The organism is Arthrobacter sp. 05T410, from assembly GCF_056396505.1.
In genome coordinates this window covers 103978-121704 of record NZ_JBFTLP010000002.1, presented here as the reverse complement: position 1 = coordinate 121704, position 17727 = coordinate 103978, and the positions used below count along the sequence as shown (strand labels likewise).

At 66.8% G+C, this 17727-nt stretch carries 16 protein-coding genes; 8 read left to right on the top strand and 8 right to left on the bottom strand.

All coding sequences use genetic code 11. The annotated features are described in order from the left end of the window. Positions 1-34 precede the first annotated feature (34 nt). Entirely contained in the window at positions 35-940 is a 906-nt protein-coding gene (gene mca, locus AC1DFR_RS03050; protein WP_476872693.1) for a mycothiol conjugate amidase Mca, read from the bottom strand. Between the two features lie 117 nt (positions 941-1057). On the opposite strand from mca, the gene AC1DFR_RS03045 reads away from it, so the two are divergent. Together AC1DFR_RS03045 and greA are read left to right on the top strand one after the other, a co-directional pair. After that, complete coding sequence (locus AC1DFR_RS03045; RefSeq protein WP_476872692.1) at positions 1058-1510, top strand: DUF4307 domain-containing protein; 453 nt, start codon at positions 1058-1060, stop codon at positions 1508-1510. A 219-nt stretch (positions 1511-1729) separates the two neighbouring features. Next, positions 1730-2224: a transcription elongation factor GreA gene (greA, locus tag AC1DFR_RS03040; protein WP_028277369.1), complete on the top strand. Its 495-nt coding sequence runs from the start codon at positions 1730-1732 to the stop codon at positions 2222-2224. Positions 2225-2359: 135 nt separating this feature from the next. Here greA and AC1DFR_RS03035 read toward each other — a convergent pair whose 3' ends face one another. From AC1DFR_RS03035 to AC1DFR_RS03020, 4 genes are all read right to left on the bottom strand, one after another. Then, a complete protein-coding gene (locus tag AC1DFR_RS03035; RefSeq protein WP_476849094.1) occupies positions 2360-2986 on the bottom strand; it encodes a rhomboid family intramembrane serine protease in 627 nt (208 codons plus the stop codon). 5 nt (positions 2987-2991) lie between these two features. Then, on the bottom strand, positions 2992-4230 hold the full coding sequence (gene ilvA, locus AC1DFR_RS03030; protein ID WP_026537791.1) for a threonine ammonia-lyase: 1239 nt from the start codon (positions 4228-4230) through the stop codon (positions 2992-2994). Positions 4231-4251: 21 nt separating this feature from the next. Continuing rightward, complete coding sequence (locus tag AC1DFR_RS03025; protein WP_476849095.1) at positions 4252-5565, bottom strand: AI-2E family transporter; 1314 nt, start codon at positions 5563-5565, stop codon at positions 4252-4254. 113 nt (positions 5566-5678) lie between these two features. Beyond that, positions 5679-6656 carry an aldose 1-epimerase family protein gene (locus AC1DFR_RS03020; RefSeq protein WP_476872691.1) on the bottom strand — a complete coding sequence of 326 codons (978 nt, stop codon included), beginning with the start codon at positions 6654-6656 and terminating at the stop codon, positions 5679-5681. Between the two features lie 89 nt (positions 6657-6745). Between AC1DFR_RS03020 and galK the strand changes: the two genes are divergently transcribed. Together galK and AC1DFR_RS03010 are read left to right on the top strand one after the other, a co-directional pair. Next, the gene (galK, locus tag AC1DFR_RS03015; protein ID WP_476872690.1) at positions 6746-7906 is read left to right on the top strand and encodes a galactokinase; all 1161 of its coding nucleotides are present in this window, start codon (positions 6746-6748) and stop codon (positions 7904-7906) included. Between the two features lie 20 nt (positions 7907-7926). Next, complete coding sequence (locus AC1DFR_RS03010) at positions 7927-9165, top strand: acetyl-CoA C-acetyltransferase (RefSeq protein WP_476871244.1); 1239 nt, start codon at positions 7927-7929, stop codon at positions 9163-9165. A gap of 111 nt (positions 9166-9276) precedes the next feature. On the opposite strand, the gene AC1DFR_RS03005 is transcribed toward AC1DFR_RS03010, so the two are convergent. Both AC1DFR_RS03005 and AC1DFR_RS03000 read right to left on the bottom strand, forming a co-directional pair. Beyond that, positions 9277-10194 (bottom strand): Bax inhibitor-1/YccA family protein, encoded by a 918-nt coding sequence (locus AC1DFR_RS03005; RefSeq protein WP_476872689.1) that lies wholly within the window; start codon positions 10192-10194, stop codon positions 9277-9279. 149 nt (positions 10195-10343) lie between these two features. Continuing rightward, positions 10344-11294 (bottom strand): hypothetical protein, encoded by a 951-nt coding sequence (locus AC1DFR_RS03000; protein ID WP_476872688.1) that lies wholly within the window; start codon positions 11292-11294, stop codon positions 10344-10346. A 508-nt stretch (positions 11295-11802) separates the two neighbouring features. Here AC1DFR_RS03000 and AC1DFR_RS02995 point away from each other — a divergent pair. Genes AC1DFR_RS02995 through AC1DFR_RS02980 form a run of 4 tightly spaced genes read left to right on the top strand, consistent with a single transcriptional unit; the run spans position 11803 to position 15925 of the window. Further along, positions 11803-13086 carry a branched-chain amino acid ABC transporter permease gene (locus AC1DFR_RS02995; RefSeq protein WP_476856583.1) on the top strand — a complete coding sequence of 428 codons (1284 nt, stop codon included), beginning with the start codon at positions 11803-11805 and terminating at the stop codon, positions 13084-13086. Positions 13087-13095: 9 nt separating this feature from the next. Further along, positions 13096-14064, top strand: a complete 969-nt coding sequence (locus tag AC1DFR_RS02990) for a branched-chain amino acid ABC transporter permease (protein ID WP_476849101.1) — start codon at positions 13096-13098, stop codon at positions 14062-14064. Beyond that, a complete protein-coding gene (locus tag AC1DFR_RS02985; protein ID WP_476856584.1) occupies positions 14061-15155 on the top strand; it encodes an ABC transporter ATP-binding protein in 1095 nt (364 codons plus the stop codon). Before AC1DFR_RS02990 ends, AC1DFR_RS02985 begins: the two co-directional genes overlap by 4 nt. Beyond that, positions 15152-15925, top strand: coding sequence for an ABC transporter ATP-binding protein (locus tag AC1DFR_RS02980; protein WP_230009341.1), 774 nt, complete (start codon positions 15152-15154; stop codon positions 15923-15925). The genes AC1DFR_RS02985 and AC1DFR_RS02980 overlap by 4 nt, the downstream gene beginning before the upstream one ends. A 362-nt stretch (positions 15926-16287) precedes the next feature. Here the strand turns inward: AC1DFR_RS02980 and AC1DFR_RS02975 are convergent, their stop codons facing one another. Beyond that, positions 16288-17637 (bottom strand): ABC transporter substrate-binding protein, encoded by a 1350-nt coding sequence (locus tag AC1DFR_RS02975; RefSeq protein ID WP_476871241.1) that lies wholly within the window; start codon positions 17635-17637, stop codon positions 16288-16290. Positions 17638-17727: the final 90 nt, after the last annotated feature.

Sequence of the window (17727 nt, the reverse complement as noted above, 5' to 3'; positions counted from 1 at the left end):
CTTTTCTACACTGGATAGAAGAGCCATTTCGTCTCTATCTTAGCCCGGCGAAGAGGTCCGTTTCCGGCAGATCTACGGGGATCCGGGATTCGATCAGGGAGTAGTCCTCCCACGGCCAGACCTTGCGCTGCATCGCCGAGGAGACCGCGAAGAAGAATCCTTCCGGGTCCACCTGGGTCCGGTGCGAGCGGAGTGCGTCGTCGCGGGCTTCGAAGAAATCGCCGCACTGGACCTGGGTTGTGGTGGGGTGCGTCGGCGGCGGCGGGGTATGCCCTTCGGCGTCCGCTTCCAGCCACGCAGCGAGCCGCTCGGCATACGGGGACTGCAGGCCGGCCTCCTCCAGCGCGGAGTGGAGGGCACGGAAACGGTCCGGGCTGAAGGCGCGGTCGTAGTAGAGCTTGCTGGGCTCCCAGGGTTCCCCGGCGTCCGGATACCGGGCAGGATCGCCGGCCGCCGCGAAGGCCTCGACGGCCACCCGGTGCGCCATGATGTGGTCCGGGTGCGGGTAGCCGCCGTTCTCGTCATAGCTGAGGATTACGTGGGGCTTGAAGTCCCGGACCAGCCGGACCAGCGGCGCGGCCGCCCGCTCCAGCGGCTGCAGGGCGAAGCACCCGGGCGGCAGGGCTGGCAGGGGGTCGCCCTCGGGCAGCCCGGAATCGACGAAGCCGAGCCAGCGCTGCCGGATGCCGAGCACGCTCGCGGCGGCGTCCATCTCCAGCCGGCGTGCCCCGGCCATGTCGCGTTTGGGGTGCGGTTGCCCCTCCATCGCGGGGTTCTGGATGTCGCCGCGGGAGCCGTCGGTGCACGTGGCCACCAGGACGTCCACGCCGGCGGCAGCATACATCGCCATCGTGGCGGCACCCTTGCTGGATTCGTCGTCGGGATGAGCATGGACCGCCAGCAGACGAAGCGGTGCTGACGGGCTGGGGGATGCTGTCATCGTGGGACGGCTCCTCTTTCTGCTGTGCTGCCCTGTTGGGGTGCGTCTGTTGGTGTGCGGCTTGGTCTGTGCGGCCAGCCGGAAATATCCCGGTCCGATCCACACTAAACTGGACTGGTGACTTCCGAGGACCAGCCTGCCGCGCCGGCACCTAACAGCCTATCCAATCGTTACGGCGGCCAAAAGCGCGCGCTGTCCCGCAAGGTCAAACGCAACATCCTGATCGCCGCCCTCGCCGTGGGCATTGCCTTTCTGGCCTGGGTCTCGACGTCGGCGGCCATCGGCGGTGTCAGCTTCAAGGATGTCGGCTACAGCACCCCCGACGCCACGGTCACGGAAATCGACTTCCAGGTCACGAAGGACCCGGCAGCGGAGGCGAAATGCGCTGTGAAGGCCATGGACTCGAAGTTCGCGATTGTTGGCTGGAAGGTTGTGGACATCGGGCCGAACGCGGCCGATGCCGGCACGGACGGCGGACGCACCACAGCCCACCGCACCCAGCTGCGCACGGAATCCCAGGCGGTCTCCGCCGTCGTGGACAGCTGCTGGATTCCCGACGCCGGACAATAACGGGACCACAGGCCGCGGCACGTGCCGGGCCGCGCACGCAGTGATGCCGTCCGAGGCTGCTTGGGACACCGTGTGATCCACGCCGCAGTCCTCTTTGGTTTATCCACAGGATTGACTACAATGGATCAATACCTTTCCCCCGCTGAGCTGGTTACTGCGTCATAAAAGTGGCCACCGTGGCGGGGTCTTTGCTTGTATGACCACCCAAAGGAGAAGTCCGTGTCTACCACCAACAGCGCAACTGCGGCTTGGCTTACCCAGGAAGCTTTTGACCGCCTGAAGGCAGAGCTGGACAACCTTTCCGGCCCCGGCCGGGCAGAAATCGTCCAGAAGATCGAAGCGGCGCGCCAGGAGGGCGACCTCAAGGAGAACGGTGGCTACCACGCTGCCAAGGAGGAGCAGGGCAAGATCGAGGCCCGCATCCGCCAGCTCACGGCCCTCCTCCGGGACGCCCACGTCGGGGAGGCCCCGGCCGACGACGGCATCGTGGAGCCCGGCATGATCGTCGTGGCCAGGATTGCCGGCGACGAGGAAAGCTTCCTGCTCGGCTCCCGTGAAATTGCCGGCGACTCGGACCTGGATGTCTTCAGCGAGAAGTCCCCCCTCGGCGCGGCCATCGTCGGACACAAGGAGGGCGACAAGCTCAGCTACACCGCCCCGAACGGCAAGGACATCACGGTGGAGATCATCTCCGCCAAGCCGTACGCCGGCTGACACCAGCGACATAACAGCGACGCCGGTCTCTCCTTCAAGGGGAGGCCGGCGTCGTTTTTTCCGCCCGTTGGCGGGGGGCTGTTGGGGCCGGCCGGTTTGGCCGGAGTCCTGGGGAGGTGTCCTCTTTCCGGGTACTCAGCGTCCCGCTGGCAGCGCACCGGGGCGCCTGGTGCTCAGCAGCAGCGCGGCTGTGATACCGCCAATAGCCCCGCCCAGATGGGCCTGCCACGAGACGAAACTGGCCACGGTGGGCAGGATTCCGAACAGGATGCCGCCGTAGGCCATGAACAACACCACGGACAGGGCGATCTGCCACCAGTTCCGGTTGATGAAGCCGCGGACCAGGAGGAACGCGAAGAGCCCGAACACCAGCCCGGAGGCGCCAACAGTGACGCTGGCGCCGCCGATGAGCCACACCACGAGCCCGGATGCCAGCCAGCTGGCGGCCAGTGCGGTGATGAACACCCGGCGCCCGGAGAGGAACACGAGGAAGCCGAAGATGATCAACGGGAGCGTGTTGGACATCAGGTGGGCCAGGCTGGAGTGCAGCAGCGGAAAGGTCAGGATGTCCAGGATCCCGTCCAGGCTGCGCGGCCGCAGCCCGAAAGTGCGGTTCAGGGAGTGGAACAGTGCGGTGTTGAGGATCTCGATCAGGTAGAGCAGCACCACGAAGGAGCCGACCACCAGCAGTCCCCGGCGGGCCCGCACCGCGGTGCTCTCCCCTTCCCGCGGCTCCCCGCCCCCAAACGCGTCCGTCACCATGGCCCCTAGTGCACCACGATCGGCTGGAAACCCTCGGCGCGCAGCGCCGCCAGGACCTGGCTGCAGTGCTCGTGGCCCTTGGTTTCCAGGTTGACGGTGATGGAGACGTCGCCCATGCTGATGGAGCCGCCCACCCTGGTGTGGTCCAGGCCCGTGACGTTGGCGTCGTTCTCGGCGATGATGCGGGCAATCGTGGCCAGCGAGCCCGGACGGTCGTCCAGCATCATCCGCACGGTCATGTACCGGCCGGCGGCGGAGAGGCCGCGCTGGATGACCTTGAGCATCAGCATGGGGTCGATGTTGCCGCCCGAGAGGACCACCGCAACGGTTCCGGGGTTTTCGATCTTGCCTTCCATGAGCGCCGCGACGCCGACGGCCCCGGCAGGTTCCACCACCATCTTGGCGCGCTCCAGCAGGAAGATCAGCGCCCGGGCCAGGGCGTCTTCGCTGACGGTGACGACGTCGTCGACGAGCTCGCGGATGATGCTGAACGGCAACTGGCCCGGCCGGCCCACGGCGATGCCGTCGGCCATGGTGGAGACCTTCTTGAGCGGGACGAGGGCGTCGGCGGCGAGCGAGGGTGGATAGGCGGCGGCGTTTTCAGCCTGGACGCCGATAATGCGGATATCGCGGCCGAGTTCTTTGGCGCGCGCCTTCACCGCAACGGCAACGCCCGCGAGGAGTCCGCCGCCGCCGACACCCATCAGGATGGTGTCGACGTCGGGGACCTGTTCGAGGATCTCCAGCCCGACCGTCCCCTGGCCGGCGACGACGTCGACGTCATCGAAGGGGTGGACAAAGACGGCACCGCTTTCATCGGCGTAGCGCTTGGCTTCCGCCAGCGCCTCGTCCACGTTGTGGCCATGCAGCACAACCTCGGCGCCGTGGCTGCGGGTGGCGGCGAGCTTGGGCAATGCGACGCCGAGCGGCATGTAGATCCGGGCCTTGATGCCCAGGCTCTTGGCTGCGACAGCCACGCCCTGGGCGTGGTTTCCGGCAGAGGCCGCCACGACGCCGCGCTTCTTTTCGGCGTCGGAGAGCTTGGCCATCCGCACGTAGGCGCCGCGGACCTTGAAGGAGCCGGCGCGCTGCAGGTTTTCGCACTTGAGGAAGACCTCGCCGCCGACCGTGCTGCCGAGGGCCCGCGATGATTCCACAGGCGTCCGCGTAATAATCCCGTCGAGCAGCTTCTGCGCCTCCAGGACATCGTCCAGCGTGACGGGCAGGCTCTCAAGGGTATTCACGAACTGTTCTCCTTCTTTGGATCAGGCGTCGGTGCCCCGTCCGGCATCGCTGCCCGGAGCACCGCTGTTGGGTGCGGCGCCCTCGCCGCCGGGGTTTGCGCCCGGCAGGTGGACGTCTGTGAAGGTGGTGTCTGCGCCGGGTTCGGGGGCATGACCGCCCCCGGCTCCCGCGGTTGCCAACACTTCATCATGTTCCCACGTTCTGCCCGCAATGTAGCGAATCGACGAGTTTGCTACGGCAAGGATCGGAACGGAGAACAATGCGCCGGGGATCCCGGCGAGGTAGGAGCCGGCCGCGACGGACAGGATCACGGCGACGGGGTGGAGGGAGACGGCCTTGCCCATGACGAGGGGCTGCAGGATGTGGCTTTCGAGCTGCTGGACGCCGAGCACGATCGCCAGCATGATGAGGGCGTTGACGGGCCCGTTGGCGACCAGCGCCAGCAGCACGGCGATCGCGCCGGTGAACAGCGCGCCGACCACCGGGATGAACGAACCGAGGAAGACCAGCACGCCCAGCGGCAGCGCGAGCGGCACGCCGATGATGGCGGCGCCGACGCCGATTCCCACGGCGTCCACGAAGGCGACGAACATTTGGATGCGTGCATAGCTGACCATGGATGTCCAGCCGCGGCGGCCCGCGCCGTCCGTGGCCCGGCGCGCCTTCCGGGGCATGAGCCTGACCAGGAAGGCCCAGATTCTGTCGCCTTCGAGCAGGAAGAAGATCAGGATGAACAGCGCCAGGACCAGGCCGGCGGCGAAGTGCCCGGCGGTGCTCCCGAACGTCAGAGCCCCGCTGAGGATGCTGCTGCTGTTGTTCTGCAGGGCAGCGGTGGCGTCCTCGATGTACTTGTCGATCTGGGCGGCCGTCAGGTGCAGCGGGCCTTCCGACAGCCAGGTCTGTACCTGCTGCACGCCCGTGAGCGCCTGGGACCACAGCTCGCCGAAGCCCTGCATGAGCTGGCGCCCGACCAGGGTCAGGGCACCGACGATGAGGCCGATGAAGCCGAGCACAGTGATGGCGACGGCGAGCCCCTTGGGCACGCGCCGGTTGGCCATCCAGCGCACTGCAGGGCTGAGGAGCCCCGAGAGGAGGGCGGCCACCATGACGGGGATGATGAGGAAGCTGACGTGGCTGAGCAGCCAGACCAGCAGCCCGATCACGAGCAGGATCAGCCCGCCGCGCCACGCCCAGGCGGCGGCGATCCGCACGCCGTAGGGAATGTCCTGGTCGATCTCCCGGTCGGTCCATACCCGGGCCCCGGCACGTGCGCCGGTCCCGGCCGCGGAATAGGAGGGGCTTGTGGCAGGTGCGGCGTCCTCAGCTGGCGTCATAGCCCCATGATTCCGTAGGCGACGTTCAATAGGAAACCAGCAACCAACAACCGGCCCGGGGGCCGTTCCTGGGGTCAGGCCGCCGGATCAGCCCACAGCGTCAGCCTGCAGCGTCAGACTGCAGCGGCCGTCAGCGAGGCGGAGATGCCCCAGGTCATGGAGAACTGCTCCCCCGGCGCAAGCCAGCGCAGTCCCTCGCCGCTGTTGAACGCGTTGGCGGGACCGGTCATCGGCTCGATCGCGACCGCCTTCGACCGGCCCGGAAATTCCGTCGTCACGAAGACATGGACGTACCCGCAGCTTGCGTCCTGCCACAGGCTCACCGTCCGCCCGTCGGGTGAGCGCAGCGTGTGCCGGGCGACGCCGCCGTCGAACTCCAGGTCCGTGTAGGCCGAATCGAGGTCAAGTGTCCCTACCGGCCGGCCGCCGCGCAGATCGAAGTCGCCGCTGACCGGTTCACTGCTGCGCGGGATGAGGCGGTCGTCGGCGACCAGCCTGGTCCGGGCGTCGACGCTCACGGTGAGGTCCTCGCTGGGCACGTCGCCCAGCCGCAGGTAAGGGTGCGCGCCAAGCACGAACGGCGCGCGGTCCTGGGAGTCGTTGATCAGGGTTTGGCGCACCACCAGGCCCAGGTCCTCGGCCAGTTCATAGCGGACCCGGTGCCGCAGAAGAAACGGGTAGCCGTGCTGCGGAAAGACTGCCGCCTCCAGGGTTACGGAGAACTCGTCCTCGTCCACGAGATCGTAGGAGGAGTTCCGCAGCAGACCGTGGCTGGCGTTATTGCGGGAGACCTCGGTGATGTCCAGCTGCAGCTTCTTGCCGTTGAGGTGCCAGACGCCGTCCTCCACCCGGTTGGCCCACGGTGCCAGCGTGATTCCGGTGGCGCCGGGCGCAATGTCGGCATCCCCGTAGGTTTCCGTCAGGGCGGTGTCGCCGCGGCTGTAGAGCCGCAGGCCTGCGGCGAGTTCGGTGACGACTGCCAGGGCGTCGCCGCGCCGGAGCTCATACTGCCGGCCGGACGCATACCGTCGCATCGTGTCATTGGCGGCGGATACTGTGCCGGATGCCGGGGGTGTCGCTGAGAGATCCATGGTGACCACCGTACAGCCCGCACCACACAAACAACCCGGCAACCCGTATACCTTGGACCCATGACTTCCAGCAGCGCAGGAGCCAGGCCATGAATCCACCCCTGGACGGCCGCGGGCTCGCCGCCCGGTTTGAGACGGTCTTCGGCGCCCGGCCCGACGGCGTGTGGCAGGCGCCGGGACGGGTCAACCTCATCGGCGAGCACACGGATTACAACGAGGGCTTCGTCCTGCCGTTCGCCATCGACCGGGCGGCCCGGGTTGCCGTCCGGGTCCGGCCGGATTCTACCGTGCGGATGCTCTCCACGTTCGGCAACCAGGGGCTGACCACCGCGGAGACCGGCTCGCTGGCCCGCGCCAGCGCCAGGGGCTGGACAAAGTACCCGCTCGGGGTCATCTGGGCCCTGCAGCAGCGGGGCCTTCAGGTTCCCGGCGTGGACCTGCTCCTGGATTCCGAGGTTCCGCGAGGGGCGGGCCTGTCGTCCTCCCATGCCATCGAATGCGCCGTGATTTCGGCGCTGAACGGGCTCATGGACGCCGGCCTCTCCGTGCAGGACATGGTCCTGGCCACCCAGCGGGCGGAGAACGACTTCGTCGGCGCGCCCACCGGCATCATGGACCAGTCCGCCTCGCTCCGGGCCACGGCCGGCCACGCCGTCTTCCTCGACTGCCGGGACCAGAGTGTCCGGCTGGTGCCGTTCGACGCCGACGCCGCGGGACTGGTGCTGCTGGTTATCGACACCCGGGTTTCCCATTCCCACGCCGACGGCGGGTATGCGGCCCGGCGGGAATCGTGCGAACTCGCCGCCGAGGTCCTTGGCGTGCGGGCGCTGCGCGACGTCGGGTTCGAGGATCTCGGGGAGGCCAGCGGGCTTCTGGACCAGGAGACCTTCCGCCGGCTACGGCATGTGGTCACCGAGAACCAGCGCGTGCTGCAGACGGTGGAGCTGCTGGACACCCGGGGCCCGGCCGCCATCGGCCCCCTGCTCGACGCGTCCCATGCCTCGATGCGCGATGACTTCGAGATCTCCTGCGCGGAGCTGGACCTTGCCGTGGACACGGCGAGGTCGGCCGGCGCGGTCGGCGCCCGCATGACTGGCGGCGGCTTCGGCGGCTCCGCGATCGCTCTGACCCCGGCGGGATCGGCGCAGCAGGTTCGCTCCGCCGTCGAACGTGCCTTTGCCCGGGCCGGGTATGCCGCGCCGGAGATCTTCAGCGTCAGCCCCGCGGCCGGAGCCATGCGCCTGGCCTAGGCGGGGCGTAGTCTGGGCGCATGCCAGAAGCTGTCATCGTTTCTACCGCCCGGAGCCCGATCGGCCGCGCCTTCAAAGGGTCCCTGAAAGACGAACGTCCCGACGATCTCGCCGCGGCCATGATCACAGCGGCCCTCGCCGGGATTCCTGCGTTCGACGCCGCCGCCGGGCCAGGCCGCGGCCTGGACGACATCTATCTGGGGTGCGCCGAGCCAAGCGGTGAGGCCGGCTCCAACATGGCCCGGGTGGTCAGCATCCTGGCCGGGCTGGACAACGTTCCGGCCGCCACCATCAACCGTTTTTGTGCCTCCAGCCTGCAGACGCTCCGGATGGCCTTCCACGCCATTAAGGCCGGCGAAGGCCAGGCGTTCGTGGCCGCCGGGGTGGAGGCGGTGTCGCGCTACCGGGAGTGGTCCGGTGCCGGTGAGACCGACGCCAGCACGCACAATCCGCGCTTCGAGGCGGCCCGGAAACGCACCGAGGCCCGTGCGGCCGCCAACACGCCGTGGACCGACCCGCGGCTGGGTGGCCGGATGCCGGACGTGTATATCGCCATGGGCCAGACGGCGGAGAACGTCGCCACAAGCTACGGCATCACCCGCGCGGAGCAGGACGCCTGGGCGGTGCTCAGCCAGAACCGGGCCGAGGCGGCCATCGCTTCCGGGTTCTACGCCCGCGAAATCACGCCGTATACCCGCACCGACGGCTCGGTGGTGGACCGCGACGATTCGCCGCGTCCCGGTGTGAGCGCGGAGGCCGTCGGCGCCCTGCAGCCCGTCTTCCGCAGTAGCGGCACTGTGACGGCCGGGAACGCGTGCCCGCTCAATGACGGGGCCGCCGCCGTCGTGGTCATGAGTGACTCGCGCGCCCGCGAACTGGGTCTCGAACCGCTAGCCCGGATCGTCTCCACCGGTGTCAGCGCCCTGTCCCCGGAGTTGATGGGCATGGGACCGGTGGAAGCGACCCGCCGGGCGCTCACGATCGCCGGGCTGGGCATCGGGGACATCGACCTCGTGGAGCTCAACGAGGCCTTCGCGGTCCAGGTGGTGGCCAGCGCCCGGGAGCTCGGCATCGATCCGGAGAAGCTCAATATCCACGGCGGCGCCATCGCGCTCGGCCACCCCTTCGGGATGACCGGCGCACGCATGACCACCACGCTGCTCAACGGGCTCCGCGCCCGCGATGCCTCCCTCGGCCTGGCCACGCTGTGCGTCGGCGGCGGCCAGGGCATGGCGGTTGTGTTCGAGCGGCTCAGCTGAGGCGTTGCAGCTGATGGGCTGCAGCAGGTTCCCGTCGCCGCAAACACGAGGAGCCCCGCCGTTGGGCGGGGCTCCTCGCGGGAAATCAGGGTCGTTCAGGAACGACGCCGGCTACTCGTCGCCGCGGAGGATGGCCAGGAGTCGGATGATCTCGACGTAGAGCCAGACCAGCGTGACCGTGAGGCCGAAGGCAGCGGTCCAGGAGAAGCGCTGCGGGGCGCCGGCGTTGATGGCCGCCTCGATGGACGTGAAGTCCATGATCAGGGAGAAGGCGGCCAGGCCGATCGCCAGGAAGCCGATGAAGACGCCGAGCGGGATGCCCATGATCTCCACGCTGGTGCTCAGTCCGAACGGCGTGGTCACGGCCCCGGTCATCATCATGAAGAGGTTGATGAGCGCGAACACCGCATAGCCGATCAGGGCGATCATGAAGAACCGCATGAGCTTGGGCGTCGCCCGGACCTTGCCGCTCTTGAATAGCACCAGCGTCACGGCGAAGACGGACAGCGTCCCGACGACGGCCTGGATGCCGACTCCCGGGAACAGGTTGTCGAGGATGCGGGTCAGGCCGCCGAGGAAGAATCCTTCGAGCAGGGCGTAGGCCAGGATCAGTCCGGGCGACGGCTGCTTCTTGAAGGTGTTGACCATTGCGAGGGCGAAGCCGCCGAGGGCTCCGAGGATCATCAGCATGGATCCAGTGCCCTGCGGGACGGCGAGCGCCACTGCGGCGCCGACTACCAGGATGCCGAGGCACCCGGCGGTCTTGACGATGACGTCGTCGTACGTCATCCGTCCAATGTCAGCCGGCCCGGCCGCCGGGCGGTTGTACAGGTCCTGGAGCTGTTCCTGGGTCATGCCCTGCTGGGCCGAATTCCACCCGCCCTGGCCCGGGGCCTGGCCGTAAGCGGTCTGGCCATACGGGTTCTGACCGTACGGGTTCTGACCGTATGGGGCCTGCGGGGCAGGCGGTGCCTGGGTGGCTTCGCGGAAATTCTTTCCGCTGAAGATCAGGTTTCCGCCATGTGCCATTGCGGGTGTCCTCCAAAATAAGGGGGTGGGTGATGTTCCGGTGCGATGCGGACTAGACGAATTGCGATTTTATATAGTCACGCTACCAATTCCCACGGCTGACAGGGAGGGATAGTTCCCCACGGGGACCGCCGCAACCGAACCGTGATCTAGGTCAGCGGGTTTTTCAGGCCGAGCATGTCCGCGGACGCCGGCCTCCCGGCGCGGCTCGTGAGAGTGCGGCTCATGACGGTGCGGCTCGTGACGGTGCCGGCCGCCAGCAGGCCGGACTGTCCGTCACCGTGGAACTCGTCGAACCGCTGCGACGGGTCCCCCTTCGGCTCCGGGAGCGGGCCGGGAACCGGCGCCGGCGTTCCCGTACCGCTGTTGACAATGACGTCGTCGATATAGATGTCGGCCATTTGCTGATCGTGTTCGGAGCCAAGCTGGAGCGTGTCGAGCGTCGTGGCGGAAATACTGACAGTGCCGGCGTAGACCGAACGCCCGTCCCACCAGATTTGGACGTTGGTCCCGGGGCCGTTGGGGACCACGTGCATGACGAGCCGGTGCCAGGAGTCAGTCGGGACGTCCCGCCGCAAGGTGGTGTAGGCGAACCCTGCGGGTGACGAGGTACGGAGCACGAGCTCATGGGAGATGTTCTGCCGGAAAACATCCAGGACGCGGACTCCGCCGGCAAAGAACCGGAAGTAGGGAACATTGTTTCCCGCCATTCCTTCGGCGGCGATGTTGAACCAGCCGTCCGCATATGCCTCCGTGGTCCCGGGGGTCAGGCCCACCGTCAGCCTGGCGATGGAGCCCGGCGCCGCGGTGGTGTGCAGGAGGGCGGCACAGTTCCCGGAGCGCGAGAGCCCGGTGGACACCGAGGCGTTCCCCGTCCCGGCCGCGGAAATGCCGAACCCGTCCAGGGTGCCTGCCTCGAAGCTGGACGCCGCCGCCTGGATCCCCGGATAGGGGTCCCTGAGTGCCTCCGTGGAGGGAACGCAGGCCTGCGCCCCAGCGGTTTCGGGGCCCAGGCTGAGCGCCGGGAGGCCCAGGATCGCCAGTACAAGCGAACCCGCGAGGCACAGCTTGACCACCCGGTTCATCAGTCGGCCCTCCACGATCGGCCCCTGCCTTCGGCGCCGGCCGGATTCCGGAACGAACGGACTCGGGTTCTGGCGCTCTTCGCACCATAACGCCGGCGGGCTTGGAAAAAGCTTGGGGGTGGCGGTGACGCGGGCCGGAGCGGACGTGCCCGGCCGCCCGCGCCAGCCCCGGGCGGCCCGGCGAATTGGGGACCGGGCAGGCCACTGTTTAGGCATACTCGGAATCAACAAAAGTTTTCTTTAGCTGGGCTACAGCAAGGTGTCGGCGGCGCTACACGGTTGTTACCCGATCGCGACGTTCTCCCTGCTCGCGGCGGCATTCTTTGGGCCCCCCGGGCTGTAGCATAGGCCACACAGGGTGACGGACATCACAACATATGATCGTATTGCCAGACGCTCGTCCCCTGACCGTTCGCAACGGTTGCAAAGGCGCAACCCACAGCACCCCCATGTGGAGGTTTTCAATTTGAGAAGCACAACGAGCGGCCTGTCGCAGAGACGGCGCGGCAGACTATTGAGGGCTGTGGGGTCAGTATTTGCAGCCACGGCTGCGCTACTGCTCATCGTGGCCCCGGCGTCCAGCGCCACGACCCCCTCGCCGACACCATCCCCGTCGGCCACCCAGTTCACGAACAGCATCAGCGGCTTCCTGCGCGGCGACGACCGCGCACCGATCCCCGGGGTGACCATCACCGCCACGAGCGGCGATTTCACGGGAACCACCAAATCGGGAGCCAACGGCGCCTGGACCATCGGCGTCCCCACCCAGGGAACCTACGAGGTCAAACTCGATGAGTCCACGCTTCCGCAGGGCATCAAACTGGCCGAGGGCCAGGAGAACCCCCGCAACGTCACCTTCAGCCAGACCTCAAACCTCTCGGTGATCTTCACGTTTGGCAAGGGCATTGTCGTGGAGCAGCAGAACTTCATGCAAAACCTGCTCAACCGGCTGGTGGCAGGCCTGAGCTTCGGCCTGTTGCTCGCCCTCGCGTCCGTGGGCCTGTCCCTGATCTTCGGCACCACCGGCCTGACCAACTTCGCCCACGGTGAAATGGTCACCCTCGGCGCGGTGCTGGTGTTCGCCTTCAACCAGATGCACCTGCCGTTCTGGCTGGCCGTCATCCTGGCCGTCATCGGCGGCGGATTGTTCGGCTACGTCCAGGACGCGGGCCTGTGGAAACCCCTGCGGCGCCGCGGAACCGGACTTGTTCCGATGATGATCGTCAGCATCGGCCTCGCCCTGTCCGTGCGCTACATCATCCAGTTCTACTTCGGCGGCGCCACCCAGCAACTGCCGTTCGCCCAGAGCGTGGAAATCCTGATCGGCCCGATCTCCATCTCCCCCAACAACCTCTTGTCCCTCCTCGTCAGCGCCGTCGTGATCGCCGCCCTCGGGATCGTCCTGCTCAAGACCCGCCTCGGCAAGGCCACCCGTGCTGTGGCCGACAACCCGGCGCTGGCCGCGGCCTCCGGCATCGACGTCGACTCCGTCATCCGGATCGTCTGGGTGGTCGGCGGCATGCTCGCCGCCCTCGGCGGCATCCTCTGGGCCTACTACCGTCCCGGCGTCACCTTCGACATGGGCTCGCAAATCCTGCTGCTCATCTTCGCCAGCGTCACCCTCGGCGGCCTCGGCACAGTCTGGGGCGCCCTGGTCGGTTCCATCATCGTCGGCATCTTCGTTGAGCTGACCACCGTGTTCGGCCTCGCAGCCGACCTCAAATACGTGGGAGCGTTGTTCATCATGATTGTTGTCCTCTTGTTCCGCCCTCAGGGCATTCTGGGCCGCAAAGAGCGCGTGGGTTAGGAGACAGCCATGGACTTCGGATTCATATTTTCCAGCGCCGCCGGCGAACTTTTCAGCCCGACGACAGCTGCCTACGCCCTGGCCACCCTCGGCCTCGCGGTTCACTTCGGCTACACCGGCCTGCTCAACTTCGGCCAGGCAGGCTTCATGGCAGTGGGAGCCTACGGCTTCGCCATCTCCACCCTGACGTTCCATGTGCCGTTCTTCGTCGGACTGCTCATCGCCGTCGTCGCCTCCGCCATCTTCGCCCTGCTGCTGGGCATCCCGACGCTGCGGCTGCGGGCGGACTACCTGGCCATCGTGACCATCGCGGCGGCCGAAATCGTACGCTACATCGTCACGACCAACCAGCTGACCGCCGTCACCGGCTCGGCCAACGGCCTGGCCGCCTTTGAGGGCGATTTCTACGCCATGAACCCTTTCCCGCCGGGGACCTACGTTGGCATGAACAACCGCGACTTCTTCATCCGGGTGGTCGCCTGGGCAGTCGTGGCCTTCTTCTGCACCCTGGTCTGGCTGCTGATGCGCAGCCCCTGGGGCCGGGTACTCAAGGGCATCCGCGAGGACGAGAACGCCGTCCGCTCGCTCGGCAAGAACGTGTACGCCTACAAGATGCAGTCCCTGATCATCGGCGGCGCGCTCGGTGCCCTGGCAGGCATGATCTTCACGATTCCCCGCGGCGCGGTGCAGCCGGCCAACTACGGCACGGAATTGACGTTCTTCCTCTACACCTGCCTGCTGCTCGGCGGGCTCGGCACTGTGCTCGGCCCGGTGGTCGGCGCGATGATCTTCTGGGTGGTGCTCTCGCTCACCCAGGGCATCCTCTACGGCCTGATCGAGTCCGGCACCATCACGTGGCTGAACACGGTCCAGGCCGGGCAGCTGCGTTACATCCTGGTCGGCGTGGCGCTCATGCTGCTGATGATCTTCAGGCCCCAGGGCGTTCTCGGCAATAAGAAGGAGCTGGCATTCGCATGAGCATTCCAAGCGAAGAGTCACGGGACGAACCCCGCACGTCGGAAGAGATCGACTACATGACGGACAACCGTCCGATCGCCGCCGGCGAGATCGCGCCCGGTTGCAAGAAGCGTGATCCGATCGTGGTGGCAGAAAACGTCACCCGCACCTTCGGCGGCATCAACGCCGTCGACGTCCAGTACCTCGAGATCCCGCGGCACAAGATCACCGCGCTGATCGGCCCCAACGGCGCCGGCAAGACCACCTTGTTCAACCTGCTGACGGGATTCGATACCCCGAACTCGGGTACCTGGCAGTTCGAGGGCAACAACATCGCCGGCGTCTCCTCGTACAAGGTTGCCCGGATGGGGATGGTGCGCACGTTCCAGCTCACCAAGGTCATGGGCAAGCTCACCGTCATGGAGAACATGCGCCTCGGCGCCTCCAGCCAGTCCGGGGAACGGCTGTCCAAGGCTTTGTTCAAGGGCATCTGGGGCGGCCAGGAAAAGAAGATCACCCAGGAAGCCAACGTGCTGCTGGAGAAGTTCAAACTGGACGCCAAGAGGGACGACTACGCGGCGTCGCTGTCCGGCGGGCAGCGGAAGCTGCTGGAAATGGCCCGCTCCCTCATGGTGCGGCCCAAGCTGGTCATGCTCGACGAGCCGATGGCCGGCGTCAACCCGGCGCTGACGCAGTCGCTGCTGGACCACATCAAGAACCTCAAGGCCGAAGGCATGACGGTTTTGTTCGTCGAGCACGACATGAACATGGTCCGCCACATCGCCGACTGGGTGGTCGTGATGGCAGAGGGCAAGATCGTGGCCGAAGGGCCTCCCGCCGAAGTCATGAAGAACCCCGCTGTGATCGACGCCTATCTCGGCGCCCACCACGACGTGGATCTCGGCGACGCCGAGGGCATCAAGGAACTGGCCGCGGAGCTGGTCGCCGACGAGGAATCGATTGTCGGCACTGAAAACGCCGGCATCATCTCCGCCGACGTCCTCGCCACCGAGGCGGAGGAGGCGGCGAACGGGACGACGCGCGGCCGCCGCAGCGCCGGAGAGCCGAACCGCGCCGAAGAGCCAAACCGCACAGAGAAGGACAAAGAATGAGCGCCACCAGCGCGGCACCGGCCGCCCAGCCCGCCTTCGATGGCGACTCGGTCGTGAAGGTCACCGATCTGGTGGCTGGTTACATCCCAGGCGTCAATATCCTCAACGGCTGCAGCATCGAAGCCCGCAAGGGTGAGCTGATCGGCATCATCGGCCCCAACGGCGCCGGCAAGTCCACGCTGCTGAAGGCCATGTTTGGCCTGGTCAAGGTCCACTCCGGCTCGGTGGTGGTCCGCGGGCAGGACATCACCGGGCTCAAGGCCAACAAGCTGGTCAGCAAGGGCGTCGGCTTCGTTCCGCAGAACAACAACGTGTTCGCCGCCCTGACCATCGAGGAAAACATGCAGATGGGCATGTTCCAGCGGCCCAAGGACTTCGCCAAACGGTTCGACTTTGTCTCCGAACTGTTCCCGGAGCTCGCCAAACGGCGCGCCCAGCGTGCCGGCTCGCTCTCCGGCGGCGAACGCCAGATGGTCGCCATGGGACGGGCCCTCATGATGGACCCGGCCGTTCTGCTGCTCGATGAGCCCTCCGCGGGCCTCTCCCCTGTCAAGCAGGATGAGACCTTCCTCCGGGTCCACGAGATCAACCGGGCCGGCGTCTCCGTCATCATGGTGGAACAAAACGCGCGCCGCTGCCTGCAGATCTGCGACCGCGCCTACGTGCTGGACCAGGGCAAGGACGCGTACACCGGTACTGGCCGGGAGCTCATGAAGGATCCCAAGGTCATCCAGCTCTACCTGGGGACGCTCGCAGACACTGTCGAATAGCGCTCCGGGCAGTATCTCCCCCGCAAGGGCCGTCACCAGCCGGTGGCGGCCCTTCTGCGTGCCCGGTGCCTGCTACAACAGTCCGTGGCCCCACGGCATCTCCAGTCGCCTCCGGTCGCCTCCGGTCGCCCCCGCAGCCACTTGCTCGGCCTCCGTCGCCCTTCGGTTGAGCCACGTTTTCGCGGCGGTTTCGGACCGGCGCACCTCGGATCCGCGCCGCCCCTGTCCGAATCCGCAGCGCAAATCCGGTTCCGCAACCGCGTCCGGTTCCGCGGTCCTGACGCTCCGCCCCCGCTCCCCCGCACGCAAAAGACCCCCGTCCGGACTGGACGGGGGTCTTTTGTTAGTCGAGGGGAAGCGGCTTACAGCTTGCCGAATTCTTCCTTGACCGGCTTGTAGGTGTTGTCATCCTGGTACTCGTAGATGCCAATGTAGGCTTCCGTCGGGTCGCCGGCGTCGGAGAACGTTACGGGGCCGGACTGGCCGTCGTAGTCGATGTCCTTACCGTTGCGAAGCAGGGTGACGCAGCTCGGGAATGTGTTGCACTTCTCCCCGCCTTCAGAGACTGCCTTGAGCTGGGCTGCGATGTCGGTGCCCTTGGTGCTCTTGGCGGCCTCGGCAGCCAGTGCGATCAGGTTCACTGCGTCGTAGGACTCGCCGGAGTAGCTGTAGTCCTTCAGCGCCGGGTCAATCGCCAGGAGCTTCTTTTTGAAGTCCTCCTTGGCGAAGGTGCCCGGGATGGTGCCCTGGGCGCCCTTCAGGGTTCCTGCCTGGAAGTCCTTGCTGTAATCGGACATGTTGCCGTCCACCATGAAGATCTGGGTCGGCTTGACGCCCTTGCCCGTCATCAGCGGAACGATGCTCTTGGCCTGGTCGAAGGTGATCAGGGCAATGGCATCCGGCTTGGCGGCCAGAACCTTGTCCACCTGGCTGCTGAACTGGGAATCGCCTTCATTGAACAGCTCCTGGGCAACAACCTTGCCGCCGGCCGCCTCGAAAGCTGCCTGGACGTTCTTAGCAAGGCCGGTTCCGTAGGCGTCGTTCAGGACGATCATGCCGACCGTCTGGGCGCCACAGGTGGCCATGTAGTTGCCGAGGACCTTGCCCTGGAGCACGTCCGAGGGCGCGGTGCGCCAGTAGAGGCCCTTGTCATCCCACGCCGTGAAGTCCGGGGAGGTGTTGGCCGGGGAGAACTGGACGACGCCGGCACCGGTGATCTGGTTGATTACGGTCTTGGAGACACCCGAGGAGGCGGCGCCGACGATTGCGCTGACGCCCTGTCCGAGCAGTGCCGTGGTGGACTGGGTGGCGATGTCGGTCTTGGTGTCGCCGGAGTCACGGTGGATGACCTCTACCGGCTTGCCCAGGACGCCGCCGGCATCGTTGACCTCCTTGATGCCGAGGTTGACACCTGCAATTTCGGGCGGGCCGAGGAAGGCCAGCGAACCCGTCGTCGGCAGGAGCGAGCCGATCTTCAGGGGCGTGGGGGTGGTGGTGGCCGAGGCGGGCACAGTGCCCGTTTCGCCGGCGGCGCTGGTACCGCCACCGGTGGCGCTAGGTGCCGGGCACGCGATTCCCGCGGCCGCGGCTGAGCTGGATCCCGACGAACTCGGGGCGGGTGAACCGCCACAAGCCGTAGCCAAAAGGGCGACGCCGAGGCTAAGCACGGTGAGCTTAGCGACGCGGGGCGCAACCCGGGGGAGTGAAGTCATGTACAAGCTCCTCGATCTAAAGGTGCGAACGGCCTTTGACGCGAAAGATCAGGTGTTCCTGATTCCACTTCAAGCTAGTGCAATTTCGAC